Here is an 18,373-nt window from a genome sequence, read left to right on the forward strand (position 1 = left end):
GGAGCGCTCTCGTTCAAACCGGCACCCCGGTTTTGGTCCGGGCCCTTAGCTCAGTCGGTAGAGCAACTGACTTTTAATCAGTAGGTCGCTGGTTCGAACCCAGCAGGGCTCACCATATTATTGTGGTATATTAGGTATTTAGTTGATTGGCTATCGGGAGACGCTCCCTTAAAGCCTGCTCTAGGTAACATTCTAGGTAACATTGGGAAGTAAAATACGCTCGAACGATAGGTGCGCTGGATTTCTCCAATCTCCCTTTCTTCGTCCTGATGAAGGTTAGACCAAGGCAGAATCACTCAGGTATCTGAATGCGAATCCCGGTCGTTGGCTCGGCTATGTGCCATTGGGGCTCAATGAATTGCTGATTTCAACCTGGGCGTGCCGTCAGTATTCCTCCAATGACCCCGGATTAGCGCGGCCATTTATGATGCAGATCATCGATCATATAATCATGTGCGTGACTGGATTGGCCTGCGCGGTGAACACTATGATGAGGGTGATCATCTGGAAGTTCGGGATGTTCATGCTCTATCTCCTTTGGATCTCGCGTGGGCCACAGCCAGAGGGCAGCTGCGACACCAGAAAGCGCGAGCCCTGCCAATGAGTAGAATGCTAACTGCTGGCCGAACCGCGCGCCGATCTGTCCAGCCAGCGGATAGGCGATCAACCAACAAGCATGACTGAGTGCGAATTGCGCTGCGAAAACGGCGGGCCGATCTTCTGCGTGAGCTGAGCGTCGGAGTAACAGCCCTGATGGCGTTAAGGGAGCCGCATAGGCCATACCCATTACGAACCAGCCTGCGAGCAGAAAGGGCCAAAATGCTACCGACATGCCTCCAGATGCAAGGCCCAGAGCAGCGAGCGCCGCTGTCAAGACGACCGCGCCGCCGAGCATCACAGTGCGGCCTTCGATCCGATCGAGCAGGCGCGGCAAGGCCAGCGCGGCTAGCATCGAGCCGCCGCCATAGGCCGCGAGCGACAGAGCCACTTCGCGTTGCCCTAAGCCGAACGTGTCACGTACGATCACGACGGTGTTGACGATGACCATCGCACTCGCCGCCGCGGCTGCGAGATTGACCGCGAGCAACCCGCGCAAGCGAGGGGTTTTGAGGTAGATACGCATCCCGCGTGTGGTGCGCGCGTAAATGCCGCCCTCGCGAGGTTTGGCGGGCGACCGTGGCAGCGTTACCGACAGCACCATTAGTGCCGAGCCGACAAAGCCGATTGCGGTGCCGCCGAATAGCCAGTGGAAGCTGATCACACTGAGCAACGCCGCTGCCAGCATAGGGCTGAGCAGGCTTTCGAGATCATAAGCGAGCCGAGAAAGCGACAGCGCGCGCGTATATTCCGCCTCGTCTGGAAGCACATCGGGGATGGTCGCCTGAAAAGTAGGGGTGAAGGCAGCAGAGGCGGATTGCAGTGCGAAGATCAGCACATAGACCTGCCATATTTGATCAACGAAGGGCAGCAACAGGGCAACGCCGGCGCGGATCATATCCATTGTCACTAGAAACGCGCGGCGAGGCAGGCGATCGGCATAGGCACCGACGATGGGACCGATACCGATATAGGCGATCATCTTGATTGCCAGGGCCGTGCCAAGGACTGCGCCTGCATCCGCACCCGCTATGTCATAGGCCAGCAGGCCCAGTGCGACCGTCGCTAACCCGGTTCCGACAAGCGCGATCACCTGCGCAGCGAGCAGGTTCCGGTAGGTTCGATTGGCGAGCACTGTTAGCATTGTTTAGCCGTTCAAACGACGCGCTTGACATCGGTGTAATCACCGGTGGTTTTCAGAATGATGGTCACCGTATTTTCTGTCCGGTTGCGCCAGAACCAGCCATGCTTTCCGTTAAAGGCGGCAACAAGTGTTCCGGTTTCACCCCCGGACTGCTTGCCTTTGCCATATCCATGATAAGAGATACCGGGAGCATCGGCATGGGTATCATAATTGACTACACCGCCACGCACCGACCAGTTAAATCCGATCCGCACGCCTTTGGCAGCAGCGACCTTGACTTCGGCGCCCTGCCCCGGTTTCAAAACAACCTCTGTCTGGTCGCTGCGGCCTGCGGTATTAGGTGACTGGGCATCGGCTTGGGCAGGAGCATTTTCCTGGCCTACAGTCGGCGCCCCGCTGGCAACGGCTTCATCGGAAGCCTTACTGGGTTCGCTGACCCGGTCGGCTGCTGCCTCCTGCGCCAATTGAACCTTGATCTCGCCCATTTCAGTGAGGCCGAAGGCGCTTCCTGCACCGGTCGGGTCGATACCATATTCGGATGGCAGGACAACCGTGACCAGAATCGCAGCTGCGCCTGCGATGGCGACAAGAGTAGAACCTATAAGCTGGCGCGATGTCGGCAGGTCGGACATGTTTGGCAATTGTGAATTGAACATGGAAAGTTCTCCTTAAGCGATGGCTAGGCCGGTGAGTTGATAGCCGACCAGAACAAACCCTGCTGTCATTAGCAGGACGTTGGCGGCGAAGGCATAACGCGCAAAACCTTGGGTTTTGCGCCAAAAGCCCATGAGGATCAGGATGGCAAACAAGGCCAGCAACTGGCCGATCTCGACCCCGATGTTGAAGGCGATGAGATTGGGCAGCAAGCCGTCTTTCGACATCTCGAATTCCTGGATCTTGGTTGCAAGCCCGAAGCCGTGGAAGAGACCGAAGACCAGAGTTGCGACCTTTGTATTGGGCTGCACACCGAACCAGCGGCGGTAGGCTCCAAGATTATCGAGCGCCTTGTAGACTACAGACAGGCCGATGATCGCGTCGATGATGTAGGCGTTAGCGCTGATCCCGGTGAGCACGCCGAACAGCATCGTAGTCGAGTGGCCGACGGCGAAGAGTGTTACATACAGGCCAATGTCCTTCATCCGGTAAAGGAAGAAGATGACGCCGAACAGAAACAGCAGATGGTCGTACCCGGTCACCATATGCTTCGCGCCCAGATACATGAAGGGCATGAATTGCACACCGGTTACCTCCTGCACATAGCCCTGATCACCCTCGGCAACGCCGTGGGCATAAGCATCGGCAATGCCCGTTGCGAGGAACAGCAATATGGTCAGAAGGACCCAGACCATTGGGTGATAAGCTTTCTTGCCGGACATTAAATTCATCATGCGGTTCCTTGCGCCAGACGGGGCGATGGGGTGGTTGTTATGTCGTCAGCGGGGCGCTCTTCCCGGCCATGGATCAGCCGGTAGAGCGCGGGCAGCACGATCAGCGTCAGGATAGTCGAGGAAATGATGCCCCCGATCACGACGGTAGCCAATGGACGCTGAACTTCAGAACCGGCACCCACGTTGAGCGCCATTGGCACAAAGCCAAGCGAGGCGACCAAGGCGGTCATCAGCACCGGTCGCAACCGGGTCAGCGCGCCTTCGCGGATAGCCTCATCGAGCGCCATGCCGCGTTCTCGCAAGTCCTTGATGAATGACAGCATGACCACACCGTTGAGAACGGCGACGCCTGACAGAGCTATGAATCCGATGCCTGCAGAAATCGACATCGGAAAATCTCGCAGCGCCAGAGCAGCCACACCGCCGGTCAGTGCCAGCGGCACGCCCGAGAACACAATTGCTGCATCACGCGTCGATCCGAACAGCATGAACAGCAATCCGAAGATCAGAACCAACGCCAGTGGAACGACAATCTGAAGCCGCGTCGCAGCCGACTGGAGTTGCTCGAACGTGCCGCCATATTGGACATAATAGCCCTCTGGCAGCGCGACATCGCTTTCGACCTTGGAACGCAATTCGGTGATGAACGATCCCAGGTCGCGCCCGCGAACATTTGCTGTAATCACCGCCCGGCGTTTGCCGTTCTCCCGGCTGATCTGGTTGGGACCGACCGACAGTTCGATATCTGCAATCTCTGACAACGGTACGAATTCAGTGCCACCATCACCGGTGCGCGGGATCGGCAGACTACCGAGCAAATCGAGATTTGTGCGCGCCTCCTCTGGCAATCGGACGACGACTGCAAAACGGCGGTCACCCTCGAACACTTCACCCGCATTACGCCCGCCGGTTGCAGTCGAAACCGCATCCTGAACATCGCTGATATTGATGCCATATCGTGCCAGCATCGCCCTTCGAGGTGTTACCGAAAGTACTGGCAGGCCTGTGACCTGTTCCAATTTGACATCTTCGGCGCCCGGAATCGACGAGACGATATTTTCGATTTCACCGCCAGAGGCCAGTAATTCGTCAAGATCCTCGCCGAACAGCTTGACCGCAACGTCGGCGCGAACGCCCGCAATCAACTCATTTAGCCGCATCTGCACCGGCTGCGTGAACTCATAATTGTTGCCCGGAATTTGCTGCACCGCCGCGTTCAGTTCCGCCACGAGCTGTGTTCGCGGTTTGCGCGGATCGGGCCAGTCCTTGCGGTCTTTCAGCATGATGAAGTTATCCGCGACCGAAGGCGGCACCGGATCGGTGGCAACATCGGCTGTCCCGATTTTGGCAAAAACCCGCTCGACTTCGGGAAATTTGCTGATCCGCTTTTCAAGCACTTCCTGCATCTGCACGGCTTGCCCCAGGCTGGTGCCCGGAATACGCAATGCGTGCATGGCAATGTCGCCTTCATCGAGATTGGGGATAAACTCTGACCCCAGCCGCGTTGCGCCATAAGCGCTGATCGCAACCAGTCCGAGCGCCAAGCCAATCAGCAACTTCCCGCGCATATAGGTGCGATCCAATATGCTGGCATAGCGCGCGCGCGACCATGCCATCACCCGGTTGTCCTTCTCCTCGACTTTGCCGGTCACAAACATCGCAATCGCGGCGGGCACGAAGGTAAGCGAGAGGATCATCGCTGCGGTCAACGCCAGCATCACCGTAATCGCCATCGGATGGAAGGTTTTGCCTTCAATCCCGGACAGCGCGAATATCGGCAGGTAGACAACCGTGATGATGATTACCCCGAATATCGACGGACGAATGACTTCGCTGCTTGCCGTGGCAACCAGACCGAACCGCTCGTCCCGGGTAAGCAGGCGTCCCATACGGTGCTGCGCCTCGCCCAAGCGGCGCAGGCAGTTTTCAACAATAATCACTGCGCCGTCGACGATCAGTCCAAAATCAAGTGCGCCAAGGCTCATCAAATTCGCCGACACGCGCCCCGCTGCCATGCCCGTGAGCGTCATCAACATCGCCACAGGGATAACCGCCGCAGTGATCAATGCCGCCCGGACATTGCCTAGAAGTAGGAACAGGATAACAATGACCAGCAATGCGCCTTCGGCAAGGTTCTTTTCGACCGTGCTAATCGTCCGCTCAACCAGCTCGGTGCGATCATAAAGCGGCTGCGCGACAACACCGGACGGCAGCGATTTATTGACCGCCTGCAGCCGTTCGGCAGCTGCCTGCGCAACGATACGCGGGTTGCTTCCGGTCAACATGAAGATCGTGCCGAGGACAATTTCCTTGCCGTTCTCGGTCGCCGCACCGGTCCTGAGTTCAGACCCGATAACGACTTCTGCAATGTCGCCGATTCGAATGGGAATTCCGCCTCGCTTGGCAACGACGATCTGCGACAAGTCGCTCTCGTTTTCAGCTCTGCCAGGCAGCCGGATCAAAACCTGTTCGCCAGCCCGTTCGACATAGCCGGCGCCAGCGTTTGCGTTGTTCGCCTCAAGCGCGTTGACGACATCGGTGAGCGACAGCTTGAGCGTCGCCAGCTGCGCCGGGTTCGGTGTGACGTGATATTGCTTGGTATAGCCGCCGACCGTGTTGACCTCGGCAACGCCGGGGACATTGCGCATTTGCGGCCGCACTACCCAGTCATGAAGCGTACGCAAATCGGTTGGTGTCCAAGCGGAGCCATCGGGCTTGCTTGCCCCCGGTTTCGCAGTGACTGAATACATGAAAATCTCGCCAAGCCCGGTGGCTGTCGGCCCCATTTGCGGTTCAATGCCCGGTGGCAATTGCGATTTCGCGGCCTGCAAACGCTCGTTGACGAGCTGACGCGCAAAATAAAGATCGGTGCCGTCCTCGAAGATAACGGTAACCTGGCTCAATCCGTATCGCGAAACCGAGCGGGTGTAGCTCAGCTTCGGCACGCCCGCGATTGCGGTTTCAATTGGGTAAGTGATCCTCTGCTCGGCTTCGAGCGGCGAAAATCCTTCAGCTTCGGTGTTGATTTGCACCTGCACATTGGTGATGTCAGGGACGGCGTCGATTGGAAGGCGGGTGGCGCTCCACCCGCCAAGCGCGATGAGCAAGGCGACAATGCCAAGCACCAGCCAACGCTGGCGGATTGAAAATCCGATGATACGGGCGAGCATAGTCTGGTTTCCGATCAATGGTCGTGGCTCGCGCCCGACTTTTCAATGTCGGCGCGAATGAGAAAGGCTCCCTTGGCAGCATAGCGCGTGCCCGGCTTGATACCGGAAAGTACCTCGGTCCATTCGGGAGTCTTGCGGCCCAGCTCAAGCATCCGCACCTCGTAATCGTCGCCGAAATTGGCGAAGACCACGGTGAAGTCGCGGAACCGCTGCAAAGCCTCGGTGCGAACTGCAAGCGGCACAGTGAAAGCACTCACGGTGACGCGGCCCTGCAATGCCATACCGGGTCGCCATTTGCCGTCCCGGTTCGGCAGCGAAGCGCGCATCAATGCGGTTCCTGCCGCTGCATTACCTTCGGGCAGATAGCCGCCGAGCGTGGCTTCTGCGACCGGCTGCCCATCAATTGTTTCGATAACGACCTTTTGGCCAGGCCGGATCGTTGAAAGATCGCGCGGAAAGACGTTAAACACCACGGTCGTCTGTCCTGGGTCAGTAATGACATAAAGCGGCTGGTCGAATGTGACATTGCCGACATTTGCCGTTCGTTCTGCGATCACACCGCTGACTGGCGCATAAACCGGATAGATTTGTAGCGACTCGCTCGACTCGATGCGCGCCAGTAGCTGGCCTTTGCGGACATAGTCGCCAACCGCCTTTGTGACTTGGACCACGCGTCCGGGGAACTGGCCGCGCACTTCGGACCGTGCCGTCGTTGCCAGTTGCACGATCCCTTGCACCTCGCGCGTTTCGCTAATGGTGACGGGCCCGACGGTTTCAATCTCTATTCCGCCTTCTTTGGCGGCAGCGGCAGTAATTTTGGTTCGACCTTCGGGGTTTGCAAACTTCCAGACATGGCGCTTGCCGTTCTCGGTCGCGACGACCTGTACATCAAAACTGTGCGGTTCGGTCACCACGCCGTCGCCTGCCAGAAAGTCCTTCTCTGCCTTGAAGGCAAAACGGTCGATCTGACCGCCCAGCCGCGTCAGCGTCACCGCAAGATTGACGGTTGAAGGGTCGACCGGTTTGTTGCCGCGTGTCGGATACATCCGGTATTGCGGCGGTTGGCCATCTTCAAAAATAGTGACTTCAATCGCGAAATCGCCGTCGCGCAACATCCGACCGTTGTGCGGCCCTTTTTCATATTCGGATGCGGACGTGCCTTCACCTTCAGCCGGTTTTTCAGCCTCGCCGCCGCAGGCAGCAAGCGGGACGATGAACAACAAGGCCGCAGCCATGCGAATGTGCAGATACTGTTTCATGGATTGATCCCCTTGTCAGCTGCGGCGTCAAAGCGCCCGGTCAGCCGGTCTATTTCAGTTTGAAGGTCACGGTAGCGCGTCACGGCATTGAGCCATTCGGCCTGCGCTTGGATGATGGCATCGGCGGCACCTTGCATGTCGCGGAACGTGAAGCCGCCGCGCGCATAGCCTTCGCGCACCTGCCGGAGTGCCTTGGTGGTCTGTGGATAGACCTCAACGACGATGGCATCAGCGCGCGCTCGCGCGGCGTCTGCTTCAGCCCCAAGGCTGGCAAGGCGGCGAAGCCGGTCGAGTCTTTGTGCCTCTGCGGTCAGCTCGATCCGCAATTTTTCAGCCTGTGCCCTCGCGATATTTCCTTGATTGCGGTCAAAGCGTCCCAATGGGATTGTGACGCCCGCAACCAGCGCTACGTCATTGGTGCCACGCAAAAAGCGTGCGCCCCCACTCAGTGTATAATCCTGGCGGACGCGCGTCTGTTCGAGCGTTACCGCCGCCAAAGCGCGTTCAGCCTCGGCCTGTGCAAGCGCGACATCGGCCTCTGCCAGTTGCCGCGCTGCCGGGATGCCCGACATCACTTCGCCCTCGGTTTCGATGTCCATGCCGCTTCCGCCCCAATAAGCGGCAAGCCCGTCACGCGCCGCAACGTGCCGCGCGCGCGCTTCGGTAAGATTAAGCTGCGCCTGCGTAACCCGCGCCGACGCGCTGGTTTCAACAAATAGCGGATCTTTATATCCGCGCACACGGCGCAGCGCCTCCCGCTGCATCTCGATTTCGACACCCAATCGTGTTTCCGCGATCTCGACGACATAGCCAGCGATTACGACATTGAGAAACGCACGCTGGACGGCGCTAACAAGCTCGAGCCGACCTACGCGCGACGATGCCTCGGCAACACCGATGTCACGGTCAGCAAAAGCCAATCGTGCATCGCGCTTGCCACCGCGTTCGATGGTTTGGCTATAGGTTCCCGTTATCTCGGCTTGGCCGAAGACATTATAGGGTCCACTGCCGACGAAGTTCTCGCCTTCAACGGTTACTGTAGGATTGGGCCGAACGCCCGCTTGGACACGGCCAGCACGCGCAGCGGCGATCGCCGCCTCGTTGGCGCGAATAGAGGGAGCCGCTTCTACGGCTTTGGCAATGGCATCATCCAGCGTGATCGGCTCCGCGAACGTAGCCGTAGCCGGACAGGCCAGCGCCGCCGCCAGCAAGGCGGTGCGCAATTTGGGAAACATATTAAAACTCCTGAACCGTGGACGCATTCAAGGGCCGGGCGCGAGGCCCGCCCTAATGGCGCGGTTCAGGCGGAGGGTGGTTCGGTGGGTGGCGCCTGACTGAAAGAGGTCAGAACGTCGGTCTTCACGAACAGAAATTGCTTCTTGGAAGCAAACGCGTTTCCGAAAAGACTGTCATGAATCGTTGCGAGGGCCGGTGGCAGATGGGTGTGAGCATTGCTTTCGGCATTGCCCGGTAATGGCTGGCTGTCTTCGTGATCATTTTCCGACGCGGATTCAGCGGTCGAAATTTCACCCGACGAATGAGCATGTGCTTCGTCGGGATGCGCCATTGCCGGGGCGTGAGACATCCCGGCGACAAGCGCTATACCAAGAACAAGAGTCATCAACCACCGCATATATTTCCGTCCTTATCCGGTAGCTAAAACGAGGGCAAATGCTATTTCGGCCGAAAACAAAATTCGCCCACCGGATGTCTCGATAATAGGGTTGGAGCTAACGGTAACAATCAATGATCACCACCGGTGTTCTTGGTCAAAGAGCGTGAGCTTCGCCAATAGCCATCGCAGAGAACCGGTCGAGACGCGCCTTGTCTGCCCTGCCAACCTCGGTCTTCACTGTTGCGTTGCGCTTCGTAGAGCTTCGACCTCGGCGCGAACCTGCGCGTAAAGTTGTTCGGGACCGAACTCGGCAAGGGGCTTCCCGTTTACGAAAAAGCTTGGCGTTCCCTTCACCGCGAGGCTGTTAGCATCGACCATATCGGCTTCCATGATGGCTTTAGCACCGGTCATGGGCATCGCCTTGGCCTTTTCAACGTCAAGTCCGGCTGCCTCTGCGGCCACCCAAGCGCTAGCCATGTTACCGTCATGCCACGCAGGCTGCGCTTCAAGGAGTGCGGACATCACCGGCTCCAGAACGCCCTGTGCGCGAGCGGCTTCCAGAATGCCGATCGCTTCCGCTGAACCTTGATGTAGTGGCAGATAGCGAAGCACGAGACGGACATCATTGGGATAGGCGGCCAGTATCTGTTTAACTCCCGGATAAAAGGCACGGCAAGCCTCGCAGGACGGATCGAAAAATTCTACAATCGTCACCGGCGCTGTCTTGGGTCCGATGATCGGCGAGTGAGCGCGAACAAATACATCCGCTTGCACAGTCGCAACCTTGGCAGCAGGTTCTTCGGCATATGTACGGCCGTAAATGGCTGCCCCGGCGGTAAACGCGCCAATGGCCAGCAAGCCAGTTAGTATAACTCCAAAACGTCTATTCATGATCGAGTTCTCCGAAATACGAGGGCGAGGAAAAAGGTGATGGCTGTAAAGGCGGAGAGCGAAAGAAGCGGGATTGGGACGCTGCCAAAAAGCGTCATCGCGCTGTCCGAACAGGAAGGCCCTGAACCGCATGGCTGGATTTTTTCGGGTGCAAAGCCAAAATATAGCAAAGCGTGATAGAAGGAAACGACCCATCCTGCGCCTGCGAGTGTGAGGGCATATGGGGTCACACCGCGATCAGACCTGAAGGCCGCAATACCGAGTATGATTGCCAGCGAAAACATAAAAACTCTCTGAAACCAGCACAACTCGCACGGATATTGACCCATGATCTCGCCAATGAAAAGGGCACCCAGGCTGGCCGCAAGCGCAACGATCCAGGCAGCAAATAACGCCGCCCAAGCATATGAGTAGTGACGTTGTAGCTCAGGGTTCATGATTTCCGTGCAGACCGGGGCAATTGCTTTTTCGACGCTAAATGATGCGAAAGCCTATCGATCGGGAGCTGGAATTTTTCGATGAGCCGCTTTCGGAACAGGCGCGCGCCAATGAACGGGAGCAAACCTTTGAGATTTGCTGAATGAACAAGCCGCACATGCGTACCTTCGCGCAGCAAAAGATACCGCTCTTCGATGTTAGCGAAGCCGCGTACACCGAATTCCAGGACCATTTCTCGCACCGGTTCAAGCTTTGTGATTCTGGCGGTCATGCTCATGCCGCTCGGCGCTTCCGAATTACTGCGATAGTAATATTCGACGTCCGCGCCTTCTTTGGCAGTTCCTTCGATTTCGACGAGCGGATGCCAGCTGCGATAGCGCGGAAAATCGACGAGTGCTCCCCATACCTTACTCAAGCTGGCGGTGATGAGCACTTCGGTGCTAATCTTCATGCCGCAACTCCTATTCCCAAATATTAGTGGCGGCGATGACCGCCGCCATGATGCCCACCGCGATGTCCCCCGCCGTGCAAAACAACACCGATCCCGCCGCTCCGTCGATATGGATAAGAAAAATAGGACGGAAAACCATATTCCGCGTAACCCGAAGTCCACGGCCTTGAACTAGCTGCGGCGACGAGGCAGGTAACTTCTGTTTTCTGTGATGTATCAGCAGACTGGGCGGGGTTCGTAGTATCTGGGAGCGGTTCTTGTGGCTGAGCAACTACTGCATTGTCGGCTGTGTTCACCGGTTGTGCAGCAATAGCTCCGGGAGTGTTGCAAGGGACGATGAAGTAAGCAAATCTTGGTCGTTCGTTGCCGTAAGACGAGCAACCACCCAATGTGGCAGCGGCAGCGGCGATAAGCATTGCCTTGGTCAAAACTGCTTTCATCTTGCATCTCCTCTCTCGAATTAAACATTCGAGCCATAAATAGGTTTACTGCACCGCAACCGCACGGCTGCCGAGCTTGACGTCGCAACGTGGATATAAAATGCCTGCTTGCGCCGTTGACGATAGCTGGTTCATTTCGATCTCCTTGATACTTTCTCTGAGTGCGACATGTTGGCAGCACCGCACTGTAGCGCGCATGGTTTAGCCGTGGGCGCGGTCGGGGGGTCCGGCGCCCACGGCAAGGCCCATTCCGCAGCGAACCAGGGCTTCTTCTCGTATGGAAGCCTCAAACGGGACGGTGAGCGGGGACCGATAGGGTCGAAGAGCCGTTCCGCTGCGCCTGCCAGCGGTACCGGGGTGTGGCGCATGGCCGCCGGATTGTGCAGGTGGTCAGGCATGAAGTGCTTCAGCATCGCCGCACGGCGTCGTTTCGGTTTGAAGCGTTGCGTGATGGATATTAAATTGCGTTTCCAGCATTTCTGCGACCGCTTTGCGGGTCACTTCACCCGTTGCCTCTGGTTGAAGAACGAGATGCGCAGTGAGGCTGGCATCGTCTCCGGCCACCGACCAAATATGCAAGTCGTGGACACCAGCGACGCCATTCACAGCATTGATCGACGCCCTTACCTTATCAAGGTCGATACTACGCGGCACGCCTTGAAGCAGAATATGAGTGGTATCGCGCAGTAAAGTCCAGGTGCGTGGCAGCACCCATAAGCCTATGGCGATGGCGACGATAGGGTCGATCCAGGTTTTGCCGGTGAGCCAGATTGCAATGGCTGCCGCAATTACCCCCAATGATCCAAGCATGTCAGCCCAAACTTCGAGATAGGCACCTTTCATGTTGAGGCTGGTTTCTTTGCCGCCCGCTAAGACCCGCATGGCGATAAGGTTCACGACAAGTCCGAGGCTAGCAACCGCCAGCATACCGATTGATTCCACCGGCTGCGGGTCGAAGAAACGCGAGATACCCTCATACAGCACGTAGCCCGCGACCACGAACAGCAGCACCGCGTTGAAAGCAGCGGCTAATATCTCGAAGCGGCGATAGCCATAGGTACGCTGTGCATCTGCAGACCGCTGTCCAATCCGCACAGCAACGAGCGCAATGGCGAGTGCCGCGGCATCGGTGAACATGTGAGCAGCATCAGACAGCAGCGCGAGGCTGTTGAACCAATATGCGCCAACAAGCTCTGCGACAAGAAAGCTGCCGGTAAGGCTAAGCGCAATCGCTAAACTGCGAGTGTTTGCCCCTTCGCCATGACTGTGGCCAGGAGACCCATGCCCTTCATCGCCGTGATTATGTCCAGCGCCCATTTCAGAAAGCCTTGGAAGGTGCAGAAGTGCTTCCGTCTATCGTTGGTCGGAATGTCCAGAACAGCAGCAGCGCATTGAATGTGACAAGGATGGTCGCGCCCGTATCGGCGATGATCGCGGTCCACAAATTGGTGATACCGAACACCGCGAGCACAAGGAACACCAGTTTCAAGCCCACCGCGATAACGATGTTGGTCATAATGGTACGGCGGGTCTTGCGGGCCAGCCGGATCGCATCGGGCACGCCCCACAGGCGGTCCTTTAATAGGCCTATATCGGCTGTTTCAATCGCAACATCGGTGCCACCGCCCATAGCGAGGCCAAGAGACGCGGTCGCGAGCGCGGGGGCATCGTTGACGCCGTCCCCTACCATTAGCACGGGCGCTTCGGCCTTGAGCGCTTCGATCCGCTTAAGCTTGTCTGCGGGCATCAACTCGCCTTCGGCTTCCATCCCCAGCGCTTGCGCCACTGCGGTTGCGGTACGCTGATTATCGCCGCTGAGCATCAGTGAACGAATGCCGATTGCATTGAGCGCGGCGACGGCGGGTCTGGCGTCATCGCGCGCCTCGTCACGCACAGCAATATGCCCCTGATACTTTCCATCCACCAGCAGCACGGCAATCGTCTTTCCGGCGCGTTCAAGGGCATCGATGCTGGCGGCAACGTCCGGGGCGAGCGCGCCTGCTGCACGCGGACTGAACAGCGCGACCTGCCTACTGCCGACCATGCCGATGGCACCTTCGCCTTGACGGATCGTCACATCGCTGGCCTTGGGCACGGCGATCTTCAGCCGCTCTGCCTCTGTTACAATGGCCTTGGCGACCGGATGCGTCAGCCCGGTTTCAATGGCAGACGCCAGTTCGAGCGTGTTTACGCCCGCAACATCGGTCACGACGGGATGCCCGCGAGTCAGCGTGCCGGTCTTGTCGAAAGCCGCGATGCCGATTTTCGCCAGCATTTCGAGTGCCTCGCCGCTTTTGATCAAGATCCCGCTGCGTGCTGCGGTGGCGATGCCGGTGGCAATGGCGGCGGGCGTCGATAGCACCAGCGCACAGGGGCAAGCAATCAGCAGCACGGTTAGCGCACGATAGGTCCAGGTCGCCCATTCGCCACCGAAGGCTAGCGGCGGCACCAGCGCGATAAGCGTCGCCAGGATTATGGCGGCAGGTGTGTAGTAAGCGCTGAAATTGTCGATGAAACGGGCGGTCGGAGCAGTGCTTTCCTGCGCCTGTGCGACCAATTCGCCGATCCGAGCCACGACACTGTTCGAGGCATCTTTGGTCACCTCGACCTTCAGCGTGCCGTCGCCATTGATCGATCCGGCAAATACGTCGGCGGCAATGCTTTTTTCGACCGGGCGCGATTCGCCGGTAATGGCCGCTTCGTTTATCTCGGAACGCCCATCGATAATGCGGCCATCGGCGGCAATTCGGTCTCCGGCAGAAACCAGCATGATCGAGCCGATGGCAAGGGTGGTGACATCGACGGTGCGCCGCTCGCCATCGACCTCGATCACAGCCTGGGACGGAAGCAGCTTTGCCAGCGAGTTTAAGCCCGAACGCGCTCGGGCAGCAGCAAACCCTTCCAGCAGTTCGCCAAGCGAAAACAGCACGACGACAACGACAGCCTCCGCTCCGGCTTCGATGGGAATCGCGCCGAGAACTGCAATCGTCATTAGCGTTTCGATGCTGAACGGACGGCCTTTTAGCGCCTTCGTAAATGCCGTTCTGGCAAAGGGTGCAACCGAAATGACCGCGCCGATGCCATAAGCCCATGGCGACCATTCCGGGCGCAGCCACGAAATCCCATAGGAAATGGCCGCAACCGCACAGGCAAACAGGAAGATGCGAAGGCCGGCGCTCTGCCCGACTCCGTGGGCATGACCGTCGTCATCGCTGTGTGCTTTTTCGACCGCAAGATCGTCACTCTGTCCCATATTCGGCCTTTCCTGAGCTTACCGATCTGCTGTGATTAAATGCGCGTTCGGCTCAATGCGCCGTTTGTCCAGCCGGTGCCTTGAGTGCGTCCGTCGGACACCGATGGAAAACGCGCGCGACGCCGCGATAGTTCCGCGTCATTAGCTTGTCGGGTGTGCGCTCCTCTACGCTCAGGCGCTTCATTTCGTTGGCCTTCATCATGTCGGGGAAAGGCATATGGCTGTGCGTATAGGCAATCGCCCCGCCTTCGTCTTTCCACAGGCCGGTTGCGAAGGGGCCTTTGTCAGGTAAGGTGACCTCGGCATAATAGCCGTCGGCCAGAAACACCCATGCCGGACCCGCCTCGCAATTCTTGCTTTCGCCAAGGCTCCAGACGCCGAACATATATGCAGGGTCAGGTGCCGCTGCGTAAACGGGCAAGGTAAGCGCAGCCGCCAAAATGAAAATAGACTTTCTCATGGTCTCTCCTTCCTATTTTTGCGGCAATTCGGTACCGAATGCCGTCACGTCGCTGTAATCGCCAGCAACATGCTGTTTATGGCGTCCACGCAACAACAAGTGGCTGATCGCAGGCAACACAAAAAGCGTCAGCAGGGTCGACGTAATCAACCCGCCGATCACGACAATCGCCAATGGCTTTTGCACTTCGGCACCGACGCCGGTCGCAATCGCCATCGGCACAAAACCGATGGCAGGAACGATACCGGTCATGAGGACCGCGCGAACGCGCTCCATCGTCCCTTCGCTAATTGCCGTATCGATCGGTTTGCCTTCGTCTATGCGCTGGTTGATGCTGGACATCACGACTAGTCCGTTCAGCACCGTCACACCCGAAAGCACGATGAACCCGACCGCCGCCGATACCGAGAACGGTAATCCGGTCAGCAGCAGCGCGAACACGCCGCCTGCAAGCGCCAAGGGTATTGCGGAATAAACCGCAATCGCCTGACGCACGCCGCCAAGGGCCATGAACAGGATACCGAAGATTGCGGCAAAGATGATCGGGATGACTATCGACAACCGTGCCGAAGCAGCTTGCAGATTTTCAAACTGACCGCCCCATTCGATGAAGCTGCCCGTTGGCAGTTTCACTTGCGCGTCTACCTTCTCCTGCGCCTCGGCGACAAACGATCCCAGATCGTTGCCGCGCACATTGGCCTGCACCACAACGCGGCGCTGGCCGTTTTCGCGGCTGACCTGGTTTAGGCCTTCGGAGAAGCCGAACTTGGCCAGTTCACTTAATGGCACCGAGGACCGTGCGCCGCCTTCGCCGGGCAACAGCACTGGAAGCGCTCCTACTGCATCGAGATCGTCACGCGTTGCCCCGTCAAGCCGGACAACGATGTCGAAGCGCCGGTCCCCTTCAAACACAATGCCAGCTTCGCGCCCGCCAAGAGCGGCAGACACGGTGTCGCTGACATCCTGAAGCGTTAAACCATAGCGTGCGATAGCGTTACGGTCGAACTGGACATCAAGGACCGGGAAACCAGCCGTTTGTTCAACCTTGACGTCGGCAGCACCCGGAACGGTTCCAATAATGGCTGCCACCTGATTTGCTGTCCGGCCCATTTCATCGAGATTGTCGCCATATATCTTAATGGCGACATCGCCGCGAACACCAGCGATCAGTTCGTTAAAACGCAGCTGGATTGGTTGGCTGATCTCAAAAGCGTTGCCAACCAACGGTTCCAATGCCTTTTCGACGCGCTCGATGACCTCGTCTTTGGTATCAACGCCGTCAGGCCATGCCTCGCGCGGCTTCAGAATGATGAAGGTATCTGATGCGTTCGGTGGCATCGGGTCGCTGGCCACTTCTGCGGTGCCGGTTTTGGAGTAGATGAACGCAACTTCAGGCAACGCAGAAACCGCTTTTTCAACCTTTAGCTGCATCTCCTGTGACTTGTTTAACGAGGTTGAAGGAATGCGGAGCGCCTGCATCGCCAGATTGCCTTCGCCCAGCACCGGTATGAACTCACTACCAAGCATAGTGAAGACAAGAGCGGCGGCGGCAAATGTCCCGCCGCCTGCGCCAATCCAGGGCCACGGACGTGCAATGACGCGTTGCAATACCGGTTCGTAACGCGTTTTGACCCAAGCAATTGCTTTGACGTCCTTTTCTGCAACTTCTCCGCGAATGAGCAAAGCAACCATTGCAGGCACGAACGTCAGTGAAGCAATGAACGCTCCAGCAAGTGCCAACATGACCGTGATCGCCATCGGCGAGAAGGTTTTACCTTCAACGCCGGTAAAGGTGAGCAACGGCACGAATACGAGGAAGATGATTGCTTGCCCGTAAATCGTCGGCTTCACCATTTCACGAGACGCTTCAAACACCTCGTGCAGGCGTTCGGTCAGCGTGAGCATTCGCCCTTCGTGATGTTGTCGCTCGGCAAGACGCCTCAAACAGTTTTCGATGATGATAATTGAACCATCGACAATCAGACCGAAATCGAGCGCGCCAAGGCTCATCAGGTTACCCGGCGTGCCGGTAGCATTCATTCCCATCGCCATCATCAGGAATGAAATCGGAATGACCAACGTGGCGATGACCGCAGCGCGGAAGTTGCCAAGAAGCCAGAACAGCACTGCTGCAACCAGCAAGGCGCCTTCGGCCAAATTCTTCTCGACGGTGCCGATGGTGGCATCAACGAGTTCGGAGCGGTTGAGCACTGGCTTCACGACGATACCCGGCGGCATCGACTTTGCTACTTCCGCAAGCCGTTCAGCCGCCGCCGAGGCCACGAGCCGACTGTTGCCGTCCGCAAGCATCAGGACAGTTCCGACCACAAGTTCCTTGCCGTTTTCCGACGCCGACCCGGTGCGCAGTTCGCCTCCCACCTTAACCGTAGCTACATCGCCAACCATGACAGGAACGCCGCCACGGCTTGCAACCGTAGCGCGGGATATTTCATCGACTGTTCGAATGCGGCCATCGGCGCGCACGAGGAATGCCTCACCGCCCCGTTCGACAAAGTTTGCGCCTACCGAGATGTTGGCCTTTTCCAAGGCCTCGGCCAGCTCCGAAAACGAAATGCCGTAAGTGGCAAGTTTGGAAGCGTCGGGTTGAACAACAAATTGTTTTTCATAACCGCCGATCGAATCGATCCCGGCCACCCCCGACACCGAACGCAATTGCGGGCGGATAACCCAATCCTGCACGGTGCGCAGATAGCCAAGCTTGGCAACATCATCGGTCAGGATTTCGCCGGTCGGCGTTATATATGAGCCGTCCGGCTGGAAGCCCGGCTTGCCTGCAACTTTCGGGTTTTCTTTTGTCCCGGCCTTTGCATAATCGATGGTATACATCAGGACTTCGCCAAGGCCGGTTGACACCGGTCCCATTTGCGGTTCGGCCCCTTCGGGCAATGTGCCTTTGGCCTGATTGAGCCGCTCGGCGACCTGCTGGCGGGCGAAATAGAGGTCGGTATGATCCTCGAAAATCACCGTAACCTGACTGAAACCGTTACGCGAAATCGAGCGCGAGGTTTCAAGCCCCGGAATCCCCGCCATCGCCGTTTCAACCGGGAAGGTTACGAGCCGTTCGATGTCGAGCGGCCCCAGATTGGGTTCGACCGTGTTGATCTGCACCTGCTTGTTGGTGATGTCGGGCACGGCATCGATCGGCAGCTTCAAAAGCTCCGACAGGCCGTAAGCCGAGATGATAAGCGTCAGGATGACCACGCCCCAGCGGAAGCGGATCGACGCGTCTAAAAGTTTATCGATCAT

15 protein-coding genes and 1 tRNA gene are annotated in these 18,373 nt (G+C 57.8%); 1 reads left to right on the plus strand and 15 read right to left on the minus strand.

Annotation, left to right across the window (positions count from 1 at the left end):
* Positions 1-39: 39 nt before the first annotated feature.
* Positions 40-115 (plus strand) — tRNA-Lys (locus EUU25_RS05975).
* A 294-nt stretch (positions 116-409) separates the two neighbouring features.
* Here EUU25_RS05975 and EUU25_RS05980 read toward each other — a convergent pair.
* The 15 genes from EUU25_RS05980 to EUU25_RS06050 form a co-directional block, all read right to left on the minus strand.
* Entirely contained in the window at positions 410-1,741 is a 1,332-nt protein-coding gene (locus EUU25_RS05980; RefSeq protein WP_158899193.1) for an MFS transporter, read from the minus strand.
* Positions 1,742-1,752: 11 nt separating this feature from the next.
* Positions 1,753-2,397, minus strand: coding sequence for a transmembrane anchor protein (locus tag EUU25_RS05985; protein ID WP_158899195.1), 645 nt, complete (start codon positions 2,395-2,397; stop codon positions 1,753-1,755).
* A gap of 12 nt (positions 2,398-2,409) precedes the next feature.
* A complete protein-coding gene (locus tag EUU25_RS05990) occupies positions 2,410-3,090 on the minus strand; it encodes a HupE/UreJ family protein (RefSeq protein ID WP_246162978.1) in 681 nt (226 codons plus the stop codon).
* Positions 3,091-3,125: 35 nt separating this feature from the next.
* Positions 3,126-6,299 carry an efflux RND transporter permease subunit gene (locus EUU25_RS05995; protein ID WP_158899197.1) on the minus strand — a complete coding sequence of 1,058 codons (3,174 nt, stop codon included), beginning with the start codon at positions 6,297-6,299 and terminating at the stop codon, positions 3,126-3,128.
* Positions 6,300-6,313: 14 nt separating this feature from the next.
* Entirely contained in the window at positions 6,314-7,558 is a 1,245-nt protein-coding gene (locus tag EUU25_RS06000; RefSeq protein ID WP_158899199.1) for an efflux RND transporter periplasmic adaptor subunit, read from the minus strand.
* Complete coding sequence (locus EUU25_RS06005) at positions 7,555-8,793, minus strand: TolC family protein (RefSeq protein WP_158899201.1); 1,239 nt, start codon at positions 8,791-8,793, stop codon at positions 7,555-7,557. Before EUU25_RS06005 ends, EUU25_RS06000 begins: the two co-directional genes overlap by 4 nt.
* 65 nt (positions 8,794-8,858) lie before the next feature.
* Positions 8,859-9,179, minus strand: a complete 321-nt coding sequence (locus tag EUU25_RS06010; protein WP_158899203.1) for a hypothetical protein — start codon at positions 9,177-9,179, stop codon at positions 8,859-8,861.
* Positions 9,180-9,407: 228 nt separating this feature from the next.
* Positions 9,408-10,064, minus strand: coding sequence for a DsbA family protein (locus EUU25_RS06015; RefSeq protein WP_158899205.1), 657 nt, complete (start codon positions 10,062-10,064; stop codon positions 9,408-9,410).
* Positions 10,061-10,501, minus strand: coding sequence for a disulfide bond formation protein B (locus tag EUU25_RS06020; RefSeq protein ID WP_158899207.1), 441 nt, complete (start codon positions 10,499-10,501; stop codon positions 10,061-10,063). The genes EUU25_RS06015 and EUU25_RS06020 overlap by 4 nt, the downstream gene beginning before the upstream one ends.
* Entirely contained in the window at positions 10,498-10,953 is a 456-nt protein-coding gene (locus tag EUU25_RS06025) for an SRPBCC family protein (RefSeq protein WP_158899209.1), read from the minus strand. Before EUU25_RS06025 ends, EUU25_RS06020 begins: the two co-directional genes overlap by 4 nt.
* 23 nt (positions 10,954-10,976) lie before the next feature.
* Complete coding sequence (locus EUU25_RS06030; RefSeq protein WP_158899211.1) at positions 10,977-11,393, minus strand: hypothetical protein; 417 nt, start codon at positions 11,391-11,393, stop codon at positions 10,977-10,979.
* Between the two features lie 390 nt (positions 11,394-11,783).
* Complete coding sequence (locus EUU25_RS06035) at positions 11,784-12,710, minus strand: cation diffusion facilitator family transporter (RefSeq protein WP_158899213.1); 927 nt, start codon at positions 12,708-12,710, stop codon at positions 11,784-11,786.
* Position 12,711: 1 nt separating this feature from the next.
* Positions 12,712-14,646, minus strand: coding sequence for a heavy metal translocating P-type ATPase (locus EUU25_RS06040; RefSeq protein WP_158899215.1), 1,935 nt, complete (start codon positions 14,644-14,646; stop codon positions 12,712-12,714).
* A 52-nt stretch (positions 14,647-14,698) separates the two neighbouring features.
* The gene (locus EUU25_RS06045) at positions 14,699-15,106 is read right to left on the minus strand and encodes a hypothetical protein (RefSeq protein ID WP_246162936.1); all 408 of its coding nucleotides are present in this window, start codon (positions 15,104-15,106) and stop codon (positions 14,699-14,701) included.
* A gap of 12 nt (positions 15,107-15,118) precedes the next feature.
* Positions 15,119-18,373: an efflux RND transporter permease subunit gene (locus EUU25_RS06050; protein WP_158899217.1), complete on the minus strand. Its 3,255-nt coding sequence runs from the start codon at positions 18,371-18,373 to the stop codon at positions 15,119-15,121.

The organism is Sphingorhabdus lacus, from assembly GCF_009768975.1.
GTDB classification, from domain to species: Bacteria; Pseudomonadota; Alphaproteobacteria; order Sphingomonadales; family Sphingomonadaceae; genus Sphingorhabdus_B; species Sphingorhabdus_B lacus.